The 21561-nt window shown below is 71.7% G+C and carries 19 protein-coding genes and 1 tRNA gene; 12 read left to right on the top strand and 8 right to left on the bottom strand.

Annotated elements, in window-relative coordinates:
• Positions 1 to 372: tyrosine-type recombinase/integrase (locus HMPREF2863_RS01610; protein ID WP_168165747.1), on the top strand; the 372-nt coding region annotated here is incomplete at its 5' end.
• A 79-nt stretch (positions 373 to 451) separates the two neighbouring features.
• On the opposite strand, the gene HMPREF2863_RS01615 is transcribed toward HMPREF2863_RS01610, so the two are convergent.
• Positions 452 to 535, bottom strand: a tRNA-Leu gene (locus HMPREF2863_RS01615).
• 213 nt (positions 536 to 748) lie between these two features.
• Here HMPREF2863_RS01615 and HMPREF2863_RS01620 point away from each other — a divergent pair.
• From HMPREF2863_RS01620 to pknB, 7 genes are read left to right on the top strand one after another with little or no spacing between them, the layout of a single operon-like run.
• A complete protein-coding gene (locus HMPREF2863_RS01620) occupies positions 749 to 1699 on the top strand; it encodes an FhaA domain-containing protein (RefSeq protein ID WP_067190833.1) in 951 nt (316 codons plus the stop codon).
• A complete protein-coding gene (locus tag HMPREF2863_RS01625) occupies positions 1696 to 2244 on the top strand; it encodes an FHA domain-containing protein FhaB/FipA (protein WP_067190834.1) in 549 nt (182 codons plus the stop codon). The genes HMPREF2863_RS01620 and HMPREF2863_RS01625 overlap by 4 nt, the downstream gene beginning before the upstream one ends.
• A gap of 3 nt (positions 2245 to 2247) precedes the next feature.
• On the top strand, positions 2248 to 4041 hold the full coding sequence (locus HMPREF2863_RS01630; RefSeq protein ID WP_067190835.1) for a PP2C family protein-serine/threonine phosphatase: 1794 nt from the start codon (positions 2248 to 2250) through the stop codon (positions 4039 to 4041).
• On the top strand, positions 4041 to 5501 hold the full coding sequence (locus HMPREF2863_RS01635) for an FtsW/RodA/SpoVE family cell cycle protein (protein ID WP_082739839.1): 1461 nt from the start codon (positions 4041 to 4043) through the stop codon (positions 5499 to 5501). Before HMPREF2863_RS01630 ends, HMPREF2863_RS01635 begins: the two co-directional genes overlap by 1 nt.
• On the top strand, positions 5498 to 6949 hold the full coding sequence (locus HMPREF2863_RS01640; RefSeq protein WP_067190837.1) for a penicillin-binding transpeptidase domain-containing protein: 1452 nt from the start codon (positions 5498 to 5500) through the stop codon (positions 6947 to 6949). The genes HMPREF2863_RS01635 and HMPREF2863_RS01640 overlap by 4 nt, the downstream gene beginning before the upstream one ends.
• Positions 6946 to 9087, top strand: a complete 2142-nt coding sequence (locus HMPREF2863_RS11360; protein WP_082739840.1) for a protein kinase domain-containing protein — start codon at positions 6946 to 6948, stop codon at positions 9085 to 9087. The genes HMPREF2863_RS01640 and HMPREF2863_RS11360 overlap by 4 nt, the downstream gene beginning before the upstream one ends.
• Before the next feature lie 53 nt (positions 9088 to 9140).
• The gene (gene pknB, locus HMPREF2863_RS01650) at positions 9141 to 11492 is read left to right on the top strand and encodes a Stk1 family PASTA domain-containing Ser/Thr kinase (protein WP_070637517.1); all 2352 of its coding nucleotides are present in this window, start codon (positions 9141 to 9143) and stop codon (positions 11490 to 11492) included.
• A 135-nt stretch (positions 11493 to 11627) separates the two neighbouring features.
• Here pknB and HMPREF2863_RS01655 read toward each other — a convergent pair whose 3' ends face one another.
• Positions 11628 to 12287 (bottom strand): anthranilate synthase component II, encoded by a 660-nt coding sequence (locus HMPREF2863_RS01655; protein ID WP_070637519.1) that lies wholly within the window; start codon positions 12285 to 12287, stop codon positions 11628 to 11630.
• A 197-nt stretch (positions 12288 to 12484) separates the two neighbouring features.
• On the opposite strand from HMPREF2863_RS01655, the gene HMPREF2863_RS01660 reads away from it, so the two are divergent.
• Positions 12485 to 12838, top strand: a complete 354-nt coding sequence (locus HMPREF2863_RS01660; RefSeq protein ID WP_246828797.1) for a cell division protein CrgA — start codon at positions 12485 to 12487, stop codon at positions 12836 to 12838.
• A 295-nt stretch (positions 12839 to 13133) separates the two neighbouring features.
• On the opposite strand, the gene HMPREF2863_RS01665 is transcribed toward HMPREF2863_RS01660, so the two are convergent.
• Positions 13134 to 13955: a rhomboid family intramembrane serine protease gene (locus HMPREF2863_RS01665; protein WP_083315152.1), complete on the bottom strand. Its 822-nt coding sequence runs from the start codon at positions 13953 to 13955 to the stop codon at positions 13134 to 13136.
• A 122-nt stretch (positions 13956 to 14077) separates the two neighbouring features.
• Complete coding sequence (locus HMPREF2863_RS01670) at positions 14078 to 14608, bottom strand: peptidylprolyl isomerase (RefSeq protein ID WP_067191954.1); 531 nt, start codon at positions 14606 to 14608, stop codon at positions 14078 to 14080.
• Positions 14609 to 14810: 202 nt separating this feature from the next.
• Here HMPREF2863_RS01670 and HMPREF2863_RS01675 point away from each other — a divergent pair, with 202 nt between their 5' ends.
• The gene (locus tag HMPREF2863_RS01675; protein ID WP_067191958.1) at positions 14811 to 16064 is read left to right on the top strand and encodes a hypothetical protein; all 1254 of its coding nucleotides are present in this window, start codon (positions 14811 to 14813) and stop codon (positions 16062 to 16064) included.
• A gap of 154 nt (positions 16065 to 16218) precedes the next feature.
• On the opposite strand, the gene HMPREF2863_RS01680 is transcribed toward HMPREF2863_RS01675, so the two are convergent.
• Positions 16219 to 17598 carry an NAD-dependent succinate-semialdehyde dehydrogenase gene (locus HMPREF2863_RS01680; RefSeq protein ID WP_070637521.1) on the bottom strand — a complete coding sequence of 460 codons (1380 nt, stop codon included), beginning with the start codon at positions 17596 to 17598 and terminating at the stop codon, positions 16219 to 16221.
• Between the two features lie 327 nt (positions 17599 to 17925).
• On the opposite strand from HMPREF2863_RS01680, the gene HMPREF2863_RS01685 reads away from it, so the two are divergent.
• Both HMPREF2863_RS01685 and HMPREF2863_RS01690 read left to right on the top strand, forming a co-directional pair.
• On the top strand, positions 17926 to 18579 hold the full coding sequence (locus tag HMPREF2863_RS01685) for an MBL fold metallo-hydrolase (RefSeq protein ID WP_070637523.1): 654 nt from the start codon (positions 17926 to 17928) through the stop codon (positions 18577 to 18579).
• A gap of 207 nt (positions 18580 to 18786) precedes the next feature.
• Positions 18787 to 19824 (top strand): nucleoside hydrolase, encoded by a 1038-nt coding sequence (locus HMPREF2863_RS01690; RefSeq protein WP_070637531.1) that lies wholly within the window; start codon positions 18787 to 18789, stop codon positions 19822 to 19824.
• Here HMPREF2863_RS01690 and HMPREF2863_RS01695 read toward each other — a convergent pair.
• The 3 genes from HMPREF2863_RS01695 to HMPREF2863_RS01705 form a co-directional block, all read right to left on the bottom strand.
• On the bottom strand, positions 19779 to 20543 hold the full coding sequence (locus HMPREF2863_RS01695) for a queuosine precursor transporter (RefSeq protein ID WP_067191968.1): 765 nt from the start codon (positions 20541 to 20543) through the stop codon (positions 19779 to 19781). The two genes, HMPREF2863_RS01690 and HMPREF2863_RS01695, sit on opposite strands and share 46 nt — an antisense overlap.
• Positions 20544 to 20595: 52 nt before the next feature.
• Positions 20596 to 20823: an amphi-Trp domain-containing protein gene (locus HMPREF2863_RS01700; protein WP_067191971.1), complete on the bottom strand. Its 228-nt coding sequence runs from the start codon at positions 20821 to 20823 to the stop codon at positions 20596 to 20598.
• A gap of 183 nt (positions 20824 to 21006) precedes the next feature.
• On the bottom strand, positions 21007 to 21531 hold the full coding sequence (locus HMPREF2863_RS01705; RefSeq protein ID WP_256388804.1) for an amidohydrolase family protein: 525 nt from the start codon (positions 21529 to 21531) through the stop codon (positions 21007 to 21009).
• Positions 21532 to 21561: the final 30 nt, after the last annotated feature.

Raw genomic sequence — 21561 nt, forward strand, 5'->3', positions numbered from 1 at the left:
GTCAACAACGTCATGCCCTCCTACAACAAGGTCGCCCGCGCCGAACTCTCGTTCGAGCTGGCGAAAGCCGACGCCTATGTGTTCGGAGACGACGACGGCAAGCTGCGCTCACCCGACGCGATGACGAGCCGATGGGATCGCCGCTTGAAGTGGGCGACCGCGAAGTTCGACAGTCTGCACCGCGTCACGATCAAGGGGCTGCGTCACACCCACGCGACGCTGCTGCTCGAACTCGGCGAGCACCCCAAGGTTGTCCAAGAGCGTTTAGGGCACTCAACGATCACCACGACGATGAACATCTACTCCCACGTCACCCCGACCATGCAGAGGTCGGCAGTAGACCGCTTCGCCGCACATCTCGGCAAGGCTTAGCACTTTTTCTAGCACTTCAACGCGAAATGACCCCCAACCCGAGAGATAAAATCCCAGGTCAGGAGCCATTTCATTCGCGTGCGCGAGGGGGGACTTGAACCCCCACGTTCTTGCGAACACTGGCACCTGAAGCCAGCGCGTCTACCAATTCCGCCACTCGCGCGAGCGGCCTCCCAGGCGATCCGGCGTCACCGGCCTCGTCCTGAGCAGCGAGGAATACCTTACCGCACCCGTTCGACAGCGCGCAAATCGGCACCAGGCGCCTCCGAACGGCCACGATTCGGCATCCGTTCGGAGGCCGCGCCCGGCCGCTCCCAGGAGTTCACCGAGCTGTCCCCGTAGTATCGAAGGCGACATCTGCGGAAAGGAGTGCCCCTTGGGCCTTCTGGACAACCTGGAGCGCGGCCTGGAGAAGGCCGTGCGGTCGGCGTTCTCCGCGGGCGGCTCCCAGGCCGTGAAGCCCGTCGAGATCGCCTCGGCCCTGCGCCATGAGATGGACGACGAGTCCATCACGGTGTCCGAGGGTCATGTCGTCGCGCCCAACGACTTCGTGGTGCGCTTCTCCGAGCCGGACTTCGAGCGCGCACGTGACTGGGGCACCGCCCTGGCGCAGGAGCTCTGCGACGAGGTCATCCGGTACGCCGACTCCCAGCAGTACACGCTCCCCGGCACCGTGCGGGTCGCCTTCCACGCGGACGTGGACCTCCGCGAGGGCCGGATCGAGGTGGACTCCCGTCTCGACGACGGCTCCGCCGCCTCGGACGACCGCGTCCCCCAGGACTCCCCCTCCCCGTTCGGCAGCGCCCCCGGGGCCGCCGCCGTGGAGGAGCCGCCGCAGCGGCTCGTGGAGGACGAGGCCCCGGTGGGCCCCGCCGCCCCGCGCCGCTCCGAGCGTCCGCGCATGCCCGCCGCCGGCCGCCGGGGCGCCTACGGCGAGGGCTCCCATGCCGCAGACGCACGGGACCCTCACGATCCGGACGACGCCCCCGACCGCACCCGGGTGGTGCCGCGCCCGGGCGCCGAGTCCTCCGTCCCCTCCCTCGAGGTGGACGGCCGCCTGCATCCGCTGGAGCAGGAGGACATCGTGGTGGGCCGCTCGAACGAGCGCGCCGACCTCGTGCTGTCCGACTCGTCGGTCTCCCGGGAGCACGTCCGCCTCATCCGCACAGGCCGGAACGTGACCCTGATCGACCTGGGCTCTCGCAACGGCGTGACCGTGAACGGCCGCCGGGTTGACGGGTCCGTCACGCTCCACGACAGTGATCGCATCACCGTGGGACAGACAACCCTGGTCTTCCACGCCGCCCCGGGACAGGAGGTCCGATGAGCGAACTCGCCATCGCCGCGCTGCGCTTCGGGCTCCTGCTGGCCCTCTGGATCTTGATCGTCTCGATCGTCACGTCCCAGGGCCGCGACCTCGTGGTGGGCCGCCGCAACAAGACCCGCCGGGACGCGGCCCCGGTCACCGCCTCCGCCGCGTCGGCCCCGGCCGCCGCCGGCGGCTCCGCCGCACCGGAGCACCACGGCGCCCCTGCGGGCGGCCGCACCGTGCACTCCGGGCCGCCGACCCCGGCACCGCGGCTGGCCAGCACCCTCATGGTGGACAAGGGCCCGCTGGCCGGACGTGAGATCGACCTGCAGGGGCAGGCCCTGCTCATGGGCCGCGCCCAGGACGCAGACCTCGTGCTGGAGGACGACTACGCCTCGGGCCGCCACGCCCGCCTGTTCCCGCAGGGCACCCGCTGGTTCCTCGAGGACCTCGGCTCCACCAACGGCACCTTCGTGAACGGCAGCCAGATCTCCCGCGCCCTGCCCGTCGGCCCCGGCGACTCCATCCGGATCGGCAAGACCGTCATGGAGATCAAGGCCTGACCCATGCCCTACGTCCTCCACTGCGCCGCCAAGTCCGACGTCGGCAGGATCCGCTCGAAGAACGACGACTCCGCCTATGCGGGTCGTCATCTCGTGGTGCTTGCCGACGGCATGGGCGGGCATGTGGGCGGCGACGTCGCCTCGGCCTCGGCCGTGCTGGACCTGGCCCCGCTGGACGCCACCGGCTACGACGACCCGGCGACCGTGCTGCCGGACGAGATCCAGAACGCGAACCTGGTCCTCAACGAGCTGGTCCACGCGAACCCGAAGCTCGCCGGCATGGGCACCACCTGCACCGCCGGTCTGCTCGCCGGGGACACGCTCTACATGGCGCACATCGGAGACTCGCGCGCCTACCGCCTCAGGGACGGCGAGTTCGAGCAGATCACGCGCGACCACACCTTCGTGCAGCGCCTCGTGGAAGAGGGCCGCCTGTCCAAGGAGGAGGCCGAGCACCACCCGAACAAGAACGTGCTCATGCGGGTGCTCGGCGACGTGGACGCCTCCCCGGAGCTGGACGTGTTCGAGGTCCCGGTGACGGTCGGCGAGCGCTGGCTGTTCTGCTCGGACGGCCTGACGGACGTGGTCACGGTGCCCACGATCAAGCAGACCGTGGAGCAGGCCGAGACCCTCGAGGACGCCGTGGACGAGCTCGTGGACCTGACCCTCAAGGGCGGCGCCCATGACAACGTCACGGTGATCGTCTTCGAGGTCGCGGAGGGCACCGAGGAGGAGCTCGCCCCGGTCCAGTCGCTGCACCTGTCGGACGAGGCCCTGGCGGCCGCGCATCCGCCGGAGGTCGGCCCGGTCTCCGGCCGCCTGCTGCGCGAGGACCTTCAGGTGCGCCCGCACATCCTGGTCGGCGCCGCCTCCGCCGCCGTGAAGACGGACCGCGTCCCGATCGTCACACGCGCCACCACGAAGCGCCGTGCCGCCACCCTGCTCGGCGAGGAGCCGGCCCCGGACAACCGGCCGCGCCGTGCCGCCGCCATCCTGACGGGCTCCTCCCGCGCGGAGCCGGCCACCTCCGAGGTCCCGACGACGGCACCCGCCTCCGCGATCGGCTCTGCCGGAGAGGGGGACTCCGCCCCGAACGGCGCCGCCGCCGCGGGAGCGGCCGCAGTCGGCACCCCCGGCTCGGCGAGCGCCGCGGACACCGCCGACTCCCCCGCCTCCGGCAGCGCCCCGTCTGCGGAAGGCGCGGACGGCGCAGCCGCGTCGGCAGACGCGCGCACGGCCACGCAGACGCAGGACGAGGATCTCTCCGCGGAGGAGGACACCCGCGAGTCGACGTACCGCCGCGGCTTCTTCGTGCCCGTCTTCGCAGCGCTGCTGGCCTTGATCCTGGCCGTCCTGCTGGGCTGGGGGTACCTCTGGACCCAGACCCAGTACTACGTGGGCGAGCACGAGGGGAAGGTCGCCGTCTTCAAGGGCGTCTCCCAGCGGCTGGGCCCCCTCGAGCTGTCCGAGGTGGACCGGGACACCGATCTGTCCGTGGACAGCCTGACCGGCTACACCCGCACGCGGGTGGAGTCCGGCATCTCCGCCCGGGACCAGGAGCACGCGGACCAGATCGTCGCGGACCTGCGCCGAGACACCGGCGAGGAGTCCGACGGCGGCGAGGAGCCGTCGTCGTCCCCGGCGTCCTCGAGCTCCTCGGACGACCCGTCCTCCTCGCCCTCCCGTTCCGGGTCCGCCTCGACGACGCCCTCCCGCTCCGGGTCCGCCACGCCGTCTCCGTCCGGCTCGCGCAGCCCCGCCCCGAGCGGCTCGTCCTCCTCGAACGGGGGTGACTGATGCCCGGCGTCATCTCACCGCCGCACCCGCGGCGCAACGTGGAGCTCCTCCTGCTGGTGCTGGCCCTCGGCATCGGCCTGGGCGCGAACCTGCTCGGCGCCATCGGCACCGAGCAGGAGATCACCACCGCCTACTGGGTCCAGTCCGGCGTGCTCGCCGCGGCGAGCCTGGCCCTGCATGTGGTGCTGCGCCTGCGCGCGCCCTTCGCCGACCCCTACATCCTGCCGATCACGGTGACGCTCAACGGCCTGGGCCTGGCGATCATCCACCGGCTCGAGACGTCGAACACCCTGGCCAACGCCACCACCCAGCTGGTGTGGACCGTGGTGGCCATGGCCATGGCCGGAGCGCTGCTCTGGTTCGTCCGCGACCACCGGCTGCTGCGCCGCTGGCCCTACCTGTTCCTCGCTCTCTCCGCGGTGCTGCTGGTCCTGCCGCTGCTGCCGGGCATCGGCATGACCGTCAACGGCGCGCGGATCTGGGTGAACCTCGGCGTCGGCACCTTCCAGCCCGGCGAGATCGCCAAGATCACACTGGCCGTGTTCTTCGCCGGCTACCTCTCGGCGAACCGGGACCTGATCCTGCTCGCCGGCAAGAAGGTCGGGCCCCTGACCTTCCCGCGCATGCGCGACCTCGGACCCCTCGTGGTGGCCTGGCTCGTGGCACTGGGCGTGCTGGTCTTCCAGCGCGACCTCGGCTCCGCGCTCCTGTTCTTCGGCCTGTTCATGGCGATGCTCTACATCGCCACCTCGCGCGCTTCGTGGATCCTGCTGGGCCTGGGACTGATCGGCCTGGGCGCCGTCCTGGCGTTCCTGTTCATGCCGCACGTCACCGCCCGCTTCGACGTGTGGCTCAACGCCTTCGACAGGCAGATCTACGAGCGTCAGTTCGGCGGCTCCCTGCAGGTGGTCGAGGGCGTGTTCGGCATGGCCTCCGGCGGCTTCATGGGCACCGGCCTCGGCGCCGGCTCCCCGTGGCGCGTGCCGCTGAACCACTCGGACATGATCCTGGCGACCATCGGCGAGGAGCTCGGCTTCGTCGGCCTGTCCGCCGTCCTGGTCCTCTACCTGCTGCTGTTCACCCGCATCATGCGCGCCGCCCTGGGCGCCCGCGACGCCTTCGGCAAGGTCCTCGCGGCCGGCCTGGCGTTCACGCTCGCCTGGCAGCTGTTCGTGGTGGCCGGCGGCGTCATGCTCGTGATCCCGATGACCGGCCTGACCACCCCGTTCCTGGCGGCCGGCGGCTCCTCGCTGCTCGCCAACTGGATCATCGTGGGACTGGTGCTGCGCATCTCCCATTCTGCCCGCCGCCCCGTGGTGGTGGACGACATGGTCAACGCGTCCGGCCCGGGTGCCGGCCACCAGGATCCGGCCAAGCTCGTGGCCCTCGAGCCGCACCGTCGCGGCGCGGGGCGCCGCGGATCCGCCCGCCGCGCCGCCGTGGGAGGTGATCGCGCATGAACGAGGCGATCCGTCGCATGTGGATGGTGGCCGTGGCCCTGGTGCTCGTGCTGCTCGTGGCCGGCTCGACCATCCAGGTGGTCCTGGCCGACCAGCTCAAGGAGGACCCCCTGAACCGTCGCCAGATCTACCTCGAGTACGGCGCCCCGCGCGGCCCGATCCTGGTGGACGGCGAGCCGATCGCGCAGTCCGTCGAGTCGGACGGCCGCTTCGCCTACCTCCGGCAGTACTCGGAGTCCGGCATGTACGCGCCCATCACCGGCATGTACTCCCTCAACTACGGCGCCTCCGGCCTGGAGCAGAAGCTCAACCGGTACCTCGCCGGCACGCCGACCTCCGCGTTCATGGACCGTGCGTTGGAGATCGTCACCGGCTCCACCGCCCAGGGCGACCAGGTCGAGCTGACCCTGGACTCGGACATCCAGCGCCTGATCTACGGCGCCCTGCCGGACGGCGTCCGCGGCTCGATCGTGGTCACCGAGGTGGACACCGGCCGGATCGTCGGCATGACCTCGCGCCCGACCTTCGATGCGAACGCCGTCTCCTCACAGAACCTCGCCGAGTCGCGGGCCGCCATGGAGGAGCTCGAGTCGATCCCGGGCGGCAGCGCCTACACCAACCGCGCCACGCAGCAGCTCATCTCCCCCGGCTCCACCTTCAAGCTCATCGACGCCATCGCCATGCTCGAGTCCGGCGACTACTCCCCGGACGACGAGCTCGAGGTGCCGGAGCGCTACACGCTGCCCGGCACCCGTACCCAGATGGGCAACTACAGCGGAGAGGGTGCCCAGTGCGGCACCCGGTCCACGGCATCGCTGACCTGGATCATGGCGAACTCGTGCAACACCCCGTTCGCCGAGGCCGCCGTCGATCTCGGCCAGGACAAGATCCGTGAAGTGGCCGAGCGCTTCGGCTTCAACCAGGACTTCGAGATGCCGCTGGACGTCGCGGCATCCCGGTTCCCGCAGGACCTCGACGACGCCGCGCTCGCGCAGTCGGCGATCGGCCAGCGGGACGTGCAGGCCACGGCCCTGCAGATGAACATGGTGGCCTCCGGCATCGCCAACGGCGGGATGCTGATGGAGCCGCAGCTCGTGGAGTCGATCCGCAGGTCGGACCTGTCCGTGGTCGAGTCGTTCAGCCCGCGCGAGCGCGGCCGGGTCACCAGTGAAGACGTCGCCGCACAGGTGCGGGACATGATGGTCGCGGTCGTCGAGGAGGGCGGCGCCTCGGGTGCCCGCTCCTCTCAGGTGCAGATCGCGGCGAAGACGGGCACGGCGCAGATCGACGGCACCGACGCGGTGCACTCGTGGATCACGGGCTTCGCTCCGGCGGAGAACCCGCGCTACGCGGTGACGATCGTCATCGAGAACACAGACTTGGGCACAGGACGCCGTCTGACGGTGGACAACATGAAGAGGATCATGGAAGCGGTGGTCGCAGAATGAGGCCGACATCCGGTATCACGCTGGGCGGCAGGTACCAGCTCACCGATCGCATCGCGATCGGCGGCATGGGCGAGGTGTGGAAGGCACGAGACAAGGTCCTCGGCCGCATCACCGCGGTGAAGATCCTCAAGGAGGAGTACACCGGCGACCCCAACTTCCTGCGCCGCTTCCGCGCCGAGGCCCAGCACACCGCGCTGCTGAACCACCCCGGCGTGGCGAACGTGTACGACTACGGCGAGGAGAAGGGCTCCGCCTACCTCGTCATGGAGCTCGTGCCCGGGCAGCCGCTCTCGTCGATCCTGGAGAAGGACAAGGTCCTCTCCCCGGACCGCACGCTGAAGATCATCTCCCAGACCGCGGCCGCCCTCTCGGCCGCCCATGCCCAGGGTCTGGTCCACCGCGACGTGAAGCCGGGCAACCTGCTGATCACCCCCACCGGCCGTGTCAAGGTCACCGACTTCGGCATCGCCCGCCTCGCGGACCAGGTGCCGCTGACGGCCACCGGCCAGGTCATGGGCACCGCCCAGTACCTCGCCCCCGAGCAGGCCACGGGCCAGCAGGCCACCGGCGCCTCCGACCTCTACTCGCTCGGCGTCATCGGCTACGAGTCCCTCGTGGGCCGTCGTCCGTTCACCGGCGAGTCCCAGATCGCGATCGCCCTGGCCCAGGTCAACGATCCGCCGCCTCCGCTGCCGGAGACCATCCCGGCTCCGGTGCGCGCGCTGATCATGTGCCTGCTGTCCAAGGAGGCCCAGGAGCGCCCCTCGGACGCCACCGCGCTCTCCGAGGCCGCGGACGCGCTGCGCCGCCACGACACCGCCGGTGCGGTCGAGGCCGTGCCGACCCTGCGCCCGTTCCTCGAGGAGTACGCGGACAGCGAGGCCACCACCACCCTGGACGCCCAGACCGCGCCGGTCGACTACTCGGGCATGCGGGACACCCACGCCACGGACGTCGTCCCGCCGGACTCCGGTGCCGCAGCCGGTGCCGCAGCTGGTGTGGGTGCGACCGGTGCCACGGCCGCACCGCGCACCGCCTCGATGCCTCGGATCGACGACTCGCAGGACTCCCGCGACGCCGCCCGCGAACAGCACCAGCCGATCTCCGCCGCCGCGGACGCGCCGGAACACCGCCAGGACACCGGCCGCCTCGACCTGGACGACGGGGACCGCCGCGCGCGCTCGACCGTCGTCGGCCCCGAGGCCACCCGGAACGACGGCCGCCGCCGCGGTCCCCGCTGGCCGCTGGTCGCCCTGCTGCTGCTCCTCGCGTTCGCCGTGCTCGGCGCGCTGCTGTGGCCGAGGGTCTCGGAGATGCTTGGAGCCGGGGACGACGCCCCGCAGTCGGAGGTCGGGGAGATCACGCTCCGGGAGGACGAGTACGTCGGGCGCCCGGCGGCCGAGGTCGTGCCGCAGATCGAGTCCAAGGGCCTGGAGGCCGACCAGACGGAGGCGGACGACCGCGCCGAGGAGGGGACCGTCGTCGGGCTGGCCCCGCTGACCGGCCTGACCGCCGGTGACACGGTGACCCTGGACGTCTCCACCGGCATGGGTGAGATCCCGGCCGACCTGGTGGGCATGGCCGCCGAGCAGGCGACCACCGTCCTGCAGGACGCCGGCTTCAGCGTGGACCGCGTGGACGACCCGTCCGCCGCGGGCGCCGCCGGCGAGGTCGTCCGCGTGAACCCGGGCTCCGGCGAGCGCCACCGCTACGACACCCCGGTGCAGCTGATCGTCGCCGCCGGGAGCGGCGGCGAGGCACCCGCCCCGACCACCTCCGCGGCCCCGACCGGCGAGCCGACGACGGAGCCGGAGCCCACCGAGTCCGCCGCGCCGACCTCCGAGCCCTCGGAGGAACCCACGCAGAAGCCGACGGAGGAGCCCTCCTCCGACCCGACCACCAGCGAGGAACCGACCGAAGAGCCGACCGGCGAGCCGACGACCGAGCCGGAGCCCACCGAGGACCCGACCGAAGAGCCCACCGAAGACCCCACCGAGGACCCGACCGAGGACCCGACCGAGGTCCCGACGGACGACCCGACCGAGGAGCCGACGGAGACCGACCAGCCCACGGAGGGACCGGACACCGGCGAGACGACCGCCCCGGCGGAGCCGACCGACGAGGACGTGACCGGCTGAGCCCCGGGGGCTCTCACCGGTGACGTCGCACCCAGGACGGACGGGAGCATCACGTGTCCACTGAGCACATCCTCAACGGCCGCTATCGGATGGAGGATCTGATCGGCCGCGGCGGCATGGCCGACGTGTACCGCGGCACCGACCTGCGCCTGAAGCGGACGGTGGCGATCAAGATGATGCGCCCGGACCTGGCCCGGGACCCCCAGTTCCAGTCCCGGTTCCGGCGCGAGGCCACCAGCTCGGCCTCCCTGAACCACCCGAACATCGTCCACGTCTTCGACACGGGCGAGGAGGACATCGAGGACCGCCACGCCCACGAGGTGTCCTGCCCGTTCCTCGTCATGGAGCACGTGGACGGCGGCACCATGAAGGACGCCATCGGCGCCGGAGACGTCACCGTGGAGGAGGCGGTGGCGTGGCTCGACGGCGTCCTGGCCGCCCTCTCCTACTCGCACGGCCTCGGGATCGTGCACCGGGACATCAAGCCGGCGAACGTCATGGTCACCGGCTCCGGCGAGGTCAAGGTGATGGACTTCGGCATCGCCCGCGCTCTCGCGGACACCTCTGCCACCATGACCCAGACGCAGACCGTGGTGGGCACCGCCCAGTACCTCTCCCCCGAGCAGGCGATGGGCGGGACCGTGGGCACCCGTTCGGACCTGTACTCCGTGGGCTGCGTGGCCTTCGAGCTGCTCACCGGCCGCCCGCCGTTCCTGGGCGAGTCCCCCGTGTCCGTGGCCTACCAGCACGTCCGCCAGGACCCGCCGCGCCCGTCCACGCTGAACCCGGACGTGACCCCCGCCCTCGACGCGGTGGTGCTCACCGCGCTGGCCAAGGAGCCCGACGACCGCTTCGACGACGCGGACCAGTTCGCCGCCGCCCTCGTGGAGGCCCTCGGCTCCCCCGAGCAGACGCAGACGGGAGCACTGCCGCTCGTGGATCCGGACGCGGACGCCCCCGCCGGCCCCACCCCCTCCGAGGACTCCACCCCCGCCCTGCCGGCGGCCGGCGCCGCCACCGGAGCGGGCGCGGCCGGCGCCGCCGCCGGTTCGGGCGCCGCCGGTGCCGCGGCCGGTGCCGCCGCCGTCGGTTCGACCGCCGCCGGGGCGGCAGGCGCGTCCGTCGACTCCGGAGGACACCGGCCCCCACTGACCCCCCGCTCGCTCTCCACGGTGGACACGAACCGTCACCTGCCCGTGCGCGCAGACCTGCCGAACACCGGTTCCACAGCGGTGGGAGACGCCGAGGAGGAACGCTCCCCCCGCCGCCGCGGCCTGCTATTCGGCCTGATCGCCCTTCTGCTGCTGGCGGTGGCCGCCGCCGTGGCACTGCCCCTGCTGCTCGGCGGGCGCGACTCCCAGGTGGAGGTCCCGGACGTCGTGGGCGTCCCCGTCGAGCAGGCCGAGACCACGCTGACCGAGGCCGGCCTGGAGACCCGCACCTCCGAGGTCTATGACGACGAGGTCCCCGAGGGCTCCGTGGTGTCCACGGACCCCGGCGCCGGCGACCGGGTGGACTCCGGTTCCGAGGTCCGGCTGAAGGTCTCCCAGGGGCCGTCCTCGGTGACCCTGCCGGAGAGCCTGCGCGGCGCCTCCGAGGCCACCGTCCGCGACGAGCTCAGCCGCCTGGGCCTGACCGTCTCCTCCGTCTCCTCGACGAACTCCGCCGATGTGCCGCGTGACCGCCTGGTCTCCACCAGCCCCGAGCTCGGCAGCGCGGTGCCCCCCGGGTCCTCCGTGGACCTGCAGCTGTCCACCGGCCGGACGACGCTGCCGAACGTGGTCGGCCTGTCCGAGGAGTCGGCCCGCACCGCCCTGCAGGAGGCCGCCCCGAACGTGATCGTGCGGGTGCAGGAGCGCGAGTCCGCCGCCGCCACCCCGGGATACGTCATGCGTCAGGACCCGCCCGCGGACCGCGAGGTGGACAACGAGGGCGCCGTCACGCTGACCGTCGCGAAGGCCGCCCCGGAACCGTCCGAGACGCCCTCGCCGAGCGACGACCCCGAACCGTCACCGTCACAGAGCCCGACGCCGTCCGAGGACCCGACCGAGTCACCCGACCCATCGCCGTCCCCGTCGCAGAGCCCTGACCCGACGGACTCCCCGGAACCGTCCGAGTCCCCCTCGCCGAGCGACGACCCCGAGCCCAGCGAATCACCGTCCCCTTCCGAGGACCCCACGGAGTCTCCAGAGCCGTCGGATTCCCCGCCCCCGTCCGAGGACCCGACCGAGTCACCCGACCCATCGCCGTCCCCGTCGCAGAGCCCTGACCCGACGAACTCCCCGACCCCGTCCGAGAGCCCCTCGCCGACCGGGTCCGGCAGCCCCAGTTCTCCGGAGGGACGCCCCACCAGGCCCGGACCGCCGTCGGACGTCCCGTCCAACGGCCCTGCACCGCGCGACTGACCGATCCGCCCGCGCTGTCGTCGCGGCGCAGGCCGGGCGCCCGCCGGCCGGAGGGCCGGAGCCCCTCCACCACGACGGCGGCCCCTCACCTTCGTGAGGGGCCGTTCCGTCGTCGGGACGCGGGGGGCGGGGCGGTCAGCGGGCCCCGGCACCCATGATGGGCGCGAGCGCCCCGCCGAGGTCCGCGGCGCCGACGAGGCCGGCGGACTCGAGCCAGTTGCCGAGCATGCGGTAGCCGCCCTCGGTGAGCACGGACTCCGGGTGGAACTGGACGCCCCACAGCGGCGCGGTGCGGTGCGCCAGGCCCATGACGACGCCGTCGGCGGTCTCCGCGGTGATCTCCAGGACGGACTCGTCCACGGTCTCCCGCACGGCCGCCAGCGAGTGGTAGCGGGTGGCGGTGAAGGGGCTGGGCAGGCCCACGAACGTCGGGTGGTCCCGGTGCTCCACGAGCGAGGTCTTGCCGTGCATGAGGGACTCGGCGTGGGTGACCGTGGCACCGAAGACCTCGGCGATCGCCTGGTGGCCCAGGCAGACTCCGAACAGCGGCTGGCCGGCCGTGGCGGCGTGACGGATGAGGTGCTCGGAGACTCCGGCGTCCGCGGGGGCGCCGGGGCCGGGCGAGATGAGGATCGCGGTGTGCTCGCGGGCCAGCGCGACCGCCTCCTCCGGGGAGAGGGCGTCGTTGCGGACCACCGTGGTGGCGGCGCCGAGCTCCTCGAGGTACCCGACGAGGGTGTAGACGAAGCTGTCGTAGTTGTCGATCACGAGGACCGAGACTGCTGCGCTGCCCATCGGCGGCTCCCTTCGCTGGCTCCCCGCCGACGTGCGGTGGGGCACATAGACTGGTCCGGGTCACGCTGCGTCCCGGACCGCTGGACGCACTGACGCACCGCCGGCACCGACCGGACGGAGCGGGGTGCGGATGGGAACAGGGTACCGCGGCGCAGACCGCCGAGTTCAGACAGACGACCCACAGTGAGGATCACGCCGTGGCCGAGAACGAGACCCCGGACATGGGGGCCCCCGCACCGAGCGAGCAGGACGTGAAGCGCGCCGAGCGGCAGGCCAAGAACGACGAGCGCCGCGAAGCCCGCGAGGCCGCCCGGCGTGCCAGGCAGGAGCGCCGCGCCACCAAGGCCGAGCAGGCCGGTCCGAAGCCGCTGCCGCGCTGGTACAAGGCGACGATGTTCGGCCTGATGATCGTGGGCCTGCTGTGGATCTGTGTGTTCTACCTGACCCAGACCGCGTTCCCGATCCCGGGCATCGGCGGCTGGAACATCATCGTCGGCTTCGGCATCGCCATGGTGGGCTTTCTGATGATGTCCCGCTGGTCCGAGGAGTGAGATCAGCGCCTCTCGACCCGCCGGTTCTCCGCGGATTCTTCAGGATGCCGAGACCTCGACGCCCTGGGAAATGACATCGGTGTGATTCTCCACAGTGGGGATATCCCTGTGGATAACTCCAGCCGCGGAGTGCGAAAACACATCGGTGTCATTCATATCCACACCTGTGGAAAACCCTGGGGACAACGCCGCGGCACGGTGTGGACAACACTGGGGAGACCTGGGGATGTGGCGTGGACGGACAACGTCCGCCTTCTCCCTTGCCGGGGGACGGGGTGATCAGCCCCAGGGCGGGTCAGCCCCAGAGCACGGCGGGCGTGATCCGGGCGGCGCCGAAGGCGGCCAGCACCGCCAGCAGAGCAAGCACCGCGACGACACCGGCCCACTGCACCCACGGTGCCCTCTTCCCCAGGCGGCTGCCCGGGCCGAGCAGCTCGTAGCAGCCGGCCGTCAGCGCGCCGGCGACCAGTCCCCCGACGTGGCCCTGCCAGGAGATCCCCGGCACGGTGAGGCTGAAGACGAGGTTCACCACCAGCAGGACGGTGAGCGACCGGATGTTGCCTCCACGGGCCCGGGCCAGGACGAAGACGGCGGCGAAGAGACCGTAGATCGCCCCGGAGGCGCCGAGCACCGGCGTGAGCGGGTCCGAGAGCCAGAGGACGGCCACCGAGCCGCCCAACGCCGAGAGCACGTACAGGGTGAGGAAGCGCGCCGGGCCGAGTGGCCGGACGAGCGCGCGGCCGAGCATCCACAGCGCGAGCATGTTCAGGAGCAGGTGCCCGGGGTTCTGCAGCGAGTGCAGGAACGCGTTCGAGAGCATCCGGTAGGGCTCCATGATGACCGTGGAGGTCTGCCCCGGCGCGTACCAGCCGAGGGCGGTGAGGTCGGCGGGCCCGTCCAGGGTCAGCCACTGGCCGACGTAGACGAGCACGTTGAGGCCGAGCAGCCCCCAGATCAGCGACGGGGTGTCCCGCAGCACGCTGCGCCGCCGAGGGACGCCCGCGGCCCGGTCGTGCGCGCGGCGGGCGGCGCACTCCCGGCACACGACGTGCCCGGAGGAGGTGGTCCCGGCCTGACACTCCAGGCAGGCGGGGCGGCGGCAGTCGACGCACGCCATGTACGCCACACGGCCCGGATGCCGCGGGCACTCGGGGAGTCGAGCGCTGCCGGCGTCCGGGCCGTGTCTCTGGCGAGGATCGGTCCGATCGTCCACGTCAGGGGTCTGTCCGGGGGTGCGGATCAGGCCTCGGCGATCTCGACGGACTCGATGACGACGTCCTCCAGCGGACGGTCGCGCGGGTCGGTGGCGACCGAGTTCAGCTGGTCCACGACCTTCTGGGAGGCCTCGTCCTTCACCTCGCCGAAGATGGTGTGCTTGCCGTTCAGCCAGCCGGTCGGCACGGAGGTGATGAAGAACTGGGAGCCGTTGGTGCCCGGGCCGGCGTTCGCCATGGCCAGCAGGTACGGACGGTCGAACTGGAGCTCCGGGTGGATCTCGTCGCCGAACTGGTAGCCCGGGCCGCCGATGCCCATGCCGAGCGGGTCGCCGCCCTGGATCATGAAGTCCTTGATGATGCGGTGGAAGACGGTGCCCGAGTACAGCGGGGTGCCGGTCTTCTTCTCGCCGGTCTGCGGGTGGGTCCACTCCTGCTCGCCGGTGGCCAGGCCCACGAAGTTCTTCACGGTCTTCGGGGCGTGGTCGCCGTAGAGCTCCACGACGATGTCGCCCTGGTTGGTGTGGATGGTCGCGATGTGCGTGGCATTGGTCATGGGCCTCATTGTTCCATCGACGTCTGCCCGCGTGCAGGTGGTCGGCATGCTCGGCGCCACACTTACGCGCAGGGCTTAGCCCTCGTGCCGTCATCGCGCGCCGGGGACCGTGCTGTCGTCCGTCCCGCCGACTAGGCTGGGGTGCAACACCACGCGCGGACAGGAACCCCGTCCGCGGCCAACCCAGCTCCGAGGAGATCGTATGGGCTTCAAGACCTCCGATTCGATTGACGAGACGACCGACTTCCGCGACACCAAGCTCGGCGCATTCCTGGGCCGCCGCCGCGAGGACGCCCGCCACTGGGCCGCCCCGAAGGTGGAGGCCGCCCGCGCCTGGGGCGAGTACGGCCTGGCCGACTCGACCTACCGCGCCCAGATCGCCGGCAAGGAGGGCCGCCGGCTCGCCGACGACGCCAAGGCCCAGCTGCAGGACGCGAAGACCCAGTACGGCCCGCAGCTGGCCGCGGGCGCCGAGCGCGCCAACGCCGTCGTCGCCCAGCAGTACGCCCGACTGGCCCCGGCCGTGTCGGACCAGTACAAGAAGTACGCCCCGCAGGTCGCGGCCGGCCTCGCCGCCGTGTCCCCGGCCCTCGCCGGCGTCCTGTCCCCCGTCCAGGGGTTCCTCGCGGACCTCCAGGGCCAGGCCGAGGCCGCGGGCAAGGACATGAAGAAGACCGCCGAAAAGAAGGGCAAGACGCTGAAGAAGCAGAACGCCAAGAACCGCAAGGCCGTCGCCGCGAAGGCCCAGGGCCTCAAGAAGGACCTGCAGAAGCAGGGCAAGGCCGCCAAGAAGGGCGCGGCCCAGGGCGGCAAGGACGTCCAGGCCGCCGTCGCCGCGGGCCTCGCCGCCCTCCAGTCCGGCCAGCAGAAGCTGTCCCCCGAGGTGCAGCGCCGCGTCGCCGACGCCACCAAGTACGCCCAGGACCGCCGCGACCAGTACGTCCCGGTGGCCGCCGCCCGCCTGGCGGACGCCGCGGGCAAGGCCGGCAAGTCCGTGCACGACTACAAGGTCCCGGCCTCTGTGGAGGACACCCTCGTCCGCGTGACCGGGGACAAGAAGATCGTGAAGAAGCTCCGCAAGGCCGCCGAGGGCTACGCCTCCACCGCCGAGAAGGGCTTGAAGAAGCAGGCCAAGCAGTCCAAGCGTCAGTCCCGTTCCGGCAAGGGCTGGATCATCTCCGGCATGGCCGTGGCCGCCGCCGGTGCCGCCTACGCGATCTGGAAGCTGACCAACCCGGTCCAGGATCCGTGGAAGGCCCCGGCCCCGGGCCCGGTGACCGCCAACATCCCGGTGGTGGACGCCCACGGCTCCACCGACCCGTACGCCAAGCAGCGCGCCGCCATCGCCGAAGCCCAGGCCGCCCGTGACGGCGTGGCACAGGCCGGCGGCGACGCCCAGGTCGACACCGTCGACACCGGCGGCCCGACCTCCACGAACCCGGGCGTCTCCCGCTGAGCAGACGAGACCCCGCGGTGACGCCCTCGACGCAGGGCTGACCCGACGAGAGCCCCCGACGGCAGTGCCGTCGGGGGCTCTCGCATGCCGGCCCCGCCCCGAGGCGACCGAGGTCGTCGAAGTGCGGGGCCGTCGTCGTGGTGCCGTCAGCGGCTCACAGGCCGCCGGGCGAGCGGACGAGCTTGTGGTTGGCGAACTCCTCGATGCCCAGACGGCCGAGTTCCCGGCCCACGCCGGAGCGCTTCACACCGCCGAAGGGCAGCTCCGCGGAGGACTTGGAGGTCGAGTTGATCCAGACCATGCCCACCTCCAGGCGGGCGGCGACGTCCTCGGCCACCTCCGCGCTGGTGGTGTAGACGGAGCTGGAGAGGCCGTACGGGGAGTCGTTGGCCAGCTCGATCGCCGCGTCCAGGTCCGCCACCCGGTGCACCACCGCGACGGGCCCGAAGAACTCCTCCCGGTACGCGCGGGCGGTCTCGGGGACGTCCACGAGCACCGTGGGCGGGTAGAAGAACCCGGGGCCGTCCTGCGGCTGCCCGCCGGTGAGGACCTTCGCCCCGTGGGCCACGGCGTCCTCCACGAGGTCGTGCACGTCCATGCGCGCCTGCTCCGAGGACAGCGGGCCGACCACCGTGGCCTCGTCCTGCGGGTCGCCGAACGGCACGGACGACATGCCGGCCACGAACTTCTCCAGGAACGCGTCGTAGAGCTCGTCCACCACGATGAACCGCTTCGAGGACGTGCAGGTCTGGCCCGAGTTCACGCAGCGGCCGATCACCGCGTCCTTCGCCGTCACCTCGAGGTCCGCGTCCGGGGCCACCACGAACGGGTCCGAGCCGCCGAGCTCGATGACGGCCTTCTTCACCTCACGGCCGGCCTGCTCGCCGACGATCCTGCCGGCCCGGTCCGAGCCGGTCAGGGTGACGCCGGCGATCCGCTCGTCGGCGATCATCGTGCCCACGTGCTCATGGCCCACGAAGGCGTTGACGAAGGCGTCGGCGGGGACACCGGCGTCCTGGAACAGCTGCTCCACGTTCAGGGCGGAGCGGGCACAGTTGCCGGCGTGCTTGAGGATCATGGTGTTGCCCAGCAGCAGGTTCGGCGCGGCCACGCGGGCGATCTGATAGTGCGGGAAGTTCCACGGCATGATCATCAGCAGCACGCCGATCGGGTCGCGACGCACGTAGGCGGTGCCCCCGGTGGCCGGTTCGATCTGCTCGCGGGCGATCATCTCCGGGCCCTGCTCCGCGTAGTAGCGGAAGATCCCGGCACAGGTCTTCATCTCGCCGCGGGCGGCCGTGATCGGTTTGCCCATCTCCCGGGTGACGTCCTGGGCGAGCTGCTCGGCGCGCTCGTCGTAGAGGTCGGCGATGCGGTGCAGGACGGCGGCCCGCTCGGCGACGTCCGTGCGGCGCCAGGCGAGGTAGCCGGCGTGCGCGCGGTCCAGCAGCGGCTCGATCTGCTCGTCCGTGAGGCCCTCGAACGCCTCGACGAGCTCGCCGGTGGTCGGGTCGGTGGTGTGGAAGCGTGCCATGGTTCCCCTTTGCACGAAACGGGCGCGGGTGCGTGCCGGAGCGGTCCGGTACGAGTCCGCGCGGCGGATGTGACGCAGGTCTCCATCCTCCGCCAGGGCGGGCGGCCGCGTCCACCCTCCGCCGGGGCGGGCGGTCGCCCCTCGCGCCGAGCGGCCGCCCGCAACGCCGAGCCGCCGCCCGCAACACCGCCCCCAACGCCGAACCAGAGGATGTGGCCCCTTCAGGGTGCCCCGAAGCGACCGTTTCCTCTGGTTCGGCGCCGCGGGAACCGGCAGAATCGGGCCCAGCACGCCTCCCCCGTGCACCGCCGAGAGTCAGGAGGACCCATGACCGCCGAGCTCACCCTGTGGGGACAGTCCGCCGTGCGACTGGAGCGCGACGGCCGCCGGATCGGCTTCGACCCCGGCGCGTTCAGCGACGAGGCCGCCCTCGAGGACGTCGAGGCGGTGCTGATCACCCACCTGCACCCGGACCACGTGGTCCCGGAGCGCGTGGTGCGCGCCGTGGCCGCCAGGGCCAAGGACGTATGGGCACCCGAGGATCTGGTGCCGCAGCTGGCGGAGGCGGGCGTCCCGGAGGACGTCCTGCACACCGCCGTGCCCGGGGAGTCCTTCTCCGCGGGCGGCTTCGAGGTGCGTGTCCTCGGCGGACAGCACGCCCTGATCCACGAGGACGTCCCCCGCCCGGACAACGCCGCCTACCTGGTGGACGGCGCCCTGCTGCACCCCGGCGACTCCTTCCCCGCCCTGCCTGACGGCGTGGAGGTGGACACCCTCCTGCTGCCGGTCAGCGCCCCCTGGATGAAGATCTCCGAGGCCGTCGAGTACGTCCGCGCCGTGGCCCCGCGCCGAGCCGTGCCGATCCACGACGCGATCCTCTCCCCCGAAGGACGCTCCGTGGTGGACGGCATGATGCCGAACCTCGTGCCCGACGGCACCGAGTACCTCCGCTGCGGCCGCGGCGACCCGCACCGACTCTGAACGCCCGGGCCCGGATTCCTCGGCCGGCCTTCGCCGGCCGGAGGGCCGGAGAGTGACCGGCGACGACGGCTCGGTCGCCTCGGAAGAGGCACGTCACCCTCGTCGTGCCCTCCCCCTGACCCGCCGAACCAGAAGAAACAGACACTTCACAGCGCCCGAAAGGGGCCACTCGTTCTGGCTCGACGCAGGGCCGATAAGGTGCTGGTCGTGAGCAGACGGATCCTGGCGGACGTGGACACCGGCATCGACGACGCCTGCGCGCTGATACAGCTCGCCGGCTGTGGCGCCGAGCTGGCCGCCGTGACCACCGCCGGCGGCAACGCGACCGCCCGGGAGTGCGCGCTGAACACCCTCGGCATGCTCGAGCTGCTGGGGCTGGGGCACGTGGAGGTGGCCGTCGGGGCGGAGGCGCCGCTGCGCCGGCCACCGGAGACCACGCCGGAGACCCACGGAGAGGGAGGGATCGGCTACGCGCGCGTGCCCCACCTGCCCGAGCGGCTCTCGGGGCGTTCGGCCGTGGAGGTCTGGGTGGAGGAGCTGCGCGCCCACCCCGGCGAGACGACGATCCTCTGCACCGCGCCCCTGACCAACCTCGCCCTGGCCCTGCGCGCCGAGCCGCGGCTGCCGGAGCTCGCGGCGGGGATCGTGATCATGGGCGGCTCCTTCTACTATCCCGGCAACACGACGCCCACGGCCGAGTGGAACACGTGGGTGGACCCGGACGCCGCGAAGCAGGTCTACGCGACCTTCGAGGGGCTGCCGGAGGACCGTCTGCCGCTGGTGTGCTCCCTGGAGACCACCGAGCGGATCGAGTACACGCCGGCCCTGCTGGACGGGCTCCTGGAGGACGCGGGAGGTCGGCCCGTGTGGTGGTCCGTGGACCGCCCACGGCAGGACGGCCCCGTGGCGGACACGGGCCTGCCCGTGCTGGACGTGCTGGCGGACGCGCTCCGGTTCTACTTCGAGTTCCACCACGACTACGACCAGGGCTACGTGGCCCACCTGCACGACCTCTTCGCCGCCCAGGCCGCGGCCGGGGTGGCCGACTACAGCACGGCCACGACCGTGGTCGACGTGGAGGCGGACTCGGACCTGCTGCGCGGCACCACCGTCCACGACGACAGACACATCTGGGGCCGCCGCCCGAACGCACGACGCGTCACGGGCAACGACCCCAGTGCGGTGTTCTCGGCCTTCGCTCAGGCGGCCGCCGTGGCGGTGGAGCGCTCGGTGGGCTCCTCGTAGCGGTAGGTGGGCTCGTGGCGCTTCAGCCAGCGGATGATCAGGAGCGTCAGCGGGACGATCAGGATCTCCACGAGGCACTTGTAGATGTAGCCGGTGACGGTGTAGTTGGCGAGCTCGGCCAGGGAGATCGTGCCGGCGAACGCGACGAGGCAGAACACGAGGGTGTCCAGGAACTCACCGACGAGCGTGGAGAGGATCAGGCGGAGGGCGACGCTGCGCTCCTTCATCCGCTCCTTCATCCGGGAGACGATCTTGGCGTTGACGAGGCTGCCGACGAAGAACCCGGCCAGGCCGGCGAGCGTCAGGCGCAGGGTGGGGGCGAGGGCGTCGTTCCAGGCCTCGAAGCCCTCCACGGGCGTGGTCAGCGCGACGACCTGGTAGGTCAGGGCCGCGACGATCAGCATCAGGAAGCCGATGAAGATCGCCCGGCGGGCCCGGCGGTAGCCGTAGACCTCGGCGAGGATGTCGCCGACGATGTAGGCCAGCGGGAAGAGGAACGCGCCGCCGTCGAAGATGAGGGGGCCGCCGCCGTAGAAGAGGTCGCTGAAGACGGGGATGGTGGGTCCGTAGAACAGCTTCGCCGCGGTCACTCCGGACAGGAGCAGCAGGCCGACGAAGATGCCGACGAACAGGTCGTAGTGGCTGTGGGGCACCTCGGCATATTCCGGGGTGCCCTGCCCAGAGGCGGGCCTGTCTGTGGGTTCGGTGGTGGTAGTCACCGGAACATGGAACCAGATTCCGTCCGGATGTGTGAGCCGGGGTCAGCGGGGCTCACCAGCTCAGCGTGATCTCCAGCTCGCTCTGTCCGCCCTGTTCCACCTCGAGCTCCACCTCGAACTCCACCTGGTCCGCCACGGAGACGACGACGTCCCGGCCACCGTGCTCCACCCGCACCTCGTTCTGGTCCGCCAGCTGGTCCGCGAGCTCCCGGAGCCGGGCCGCGGCCTGCTCCCTGGTCATGGTCTGCTTCTGCTCGTTCTCGAAGAGATCCTTGCCCATGCCCCGAGCGTAGCCCCACCCCGCGTGCGGGTCTCCCCCTCGCCTCCGACGACTGCTCCGCAGCAGCTGTGGGTCGCCGGCATCGCCTCTGGCCGCACTGTCCGGGCCGGCACGTGCGAGCCTTCATCGACCCCGGACCGGTTCACCGTCGTGGGCGAGCGGAGGGGGACGATCAGGACCGTGTCAGACGAGCTCACCGTCCCGGGCCACGACCCGGCCGGCACGCACCACCGTGCGATTGCCTGGCCTGTCCATGACCGCCGACGCCGGGTATTCGCCCGGGAGAAGGACGAGGTCGGCCGTCTCCCCCACACCCACGCCACGCGACTCGGATCGGCTCCGGGTCGGATCGATCACCCGCGCTCCTTCGAGTGTCGCGGTCTCCAGCGCACGCTCGATGTCCGAATCACGCCGCAGTCCGTTCGTGAAGGCCAGCTGCCAGGTGCGGTCCAGCATGTCCGTGTTGCCGTAGGGCGACCAGTAGTCGCGCTGCCCGTCCTGTCCCAGGCCGATCCGCACGCCCGTGTCCAGGATCTCGAGCAGCGGCAGCGTCCCCCGTCCGCTGGGCGCCACCGTCGCGAGGGCGATGTCGAGGTCGGCCAGATCGGCCAGCACCTGCGCGCGCTGGCTCTCGGAGATCCCCGCGAGGAAGAACGCGTGCGCGATCGTCACCCGGCCCCGCATGTCGAGAGCACGGACGCGCTGGATTGTCCCGCGTCAAGTAGTTGGCAGGATTTC

The organism is Micrococcus sp. HMSC067E09 (assembly GCF_001812555.1).
In the GTDB taxonomy this organism is placed as follows: domain Bacteria; phylum Actinomycetota; class Actinomycetes; order Actinomycetales; family Micrococcaceae; genus Micrococcus; species Micrococcus lylae.

Coding starts and splice junctions, on each gene's coding strand:
- HMPREF2863_RS01625 (WP_067190834.1), top strand. CDS start 1,696: ATGAGCGAACTCGCCATCGCCGCGCTGCGCTTCGGGCTCCTGCTGGCC.
- HMPREF2863_RS01630 (WP_067190835.1), top strand. CDS start 2,248: ATGCCCTACGTCCTCCACTGCGCCGCCAAGTCCGACGTCGGCAGGATC.
- HMPREF2863_RS01635 (WP_082739839.1), top strand. CDS start 4,041: ATGCCCGGCGTCATCTCACCGCCGCACCCGCGGCGCAACGTGGAGCTC.
- HMPREF2863_RS01640 (WP_067190837.1), top strand. CDS start 5,498: ATGAACGAGGCGATCCGTCGCATGTGGATGGTGGCCGTGGCCCTGGTG.
- HMPREF2863_RS11360 (WP_082739840.1), top strand. CDS start 6,946: ATGAGGCCGACATCCGGTATCACGCTGGGCGGCAGGTACCAGCTCACC.
- HMPREF2863_RS01655 (WP_070637519.1), bottom strand. CDS start 12,287: ATGGGCAGCGCAGCAGTCTCGGTCCTCGTGATCGACAACTACGACAGC.
- HMPREF2863_RS01665 (WP_083315152.1), bottom strand. CDS start 13,955: ATGGCGTGCGTCGACTGCCGCCGCCCCGCCTGCCTGGAGTGTCAGGCC.
- HMPREF2863_RS01670 (WP_067191954.1), bottom strand. CDS start 14,608: ATGACCAATGCCACGCACATCGCGACCATCCACACCAACCAGGGCGAC.
- HMPREF2863_RS01675 (WP_067191958.1), top strand. CDS start 14,811: ATGGGCTTCAAGACCTCCGATTCGATTGACGAGACGACCGACTTCCGC.
- HMPREF2863_RS01680 (WP_070637521.1), bottom strand. CDS start 17,598: ATGGCACGCTTCCACACCACCGACCCGACCACCGGCGAGCTCGTCGAG.
- HMPREF2863_RS01685 (WP_070637523.1), top strand. CDS start 17,926: ATGACCGCCGAGCTCACCCTGTGGGGACAGTCCGCCGTGCGACTGGAG.
- HMPREF2863_RS01700 (WP_067191971.1), bottom strand. CDS start 20,823: ATGGGCAAGGATCTCTTCGAGAACGAGCAGAAGCAGACCATGACCAGG.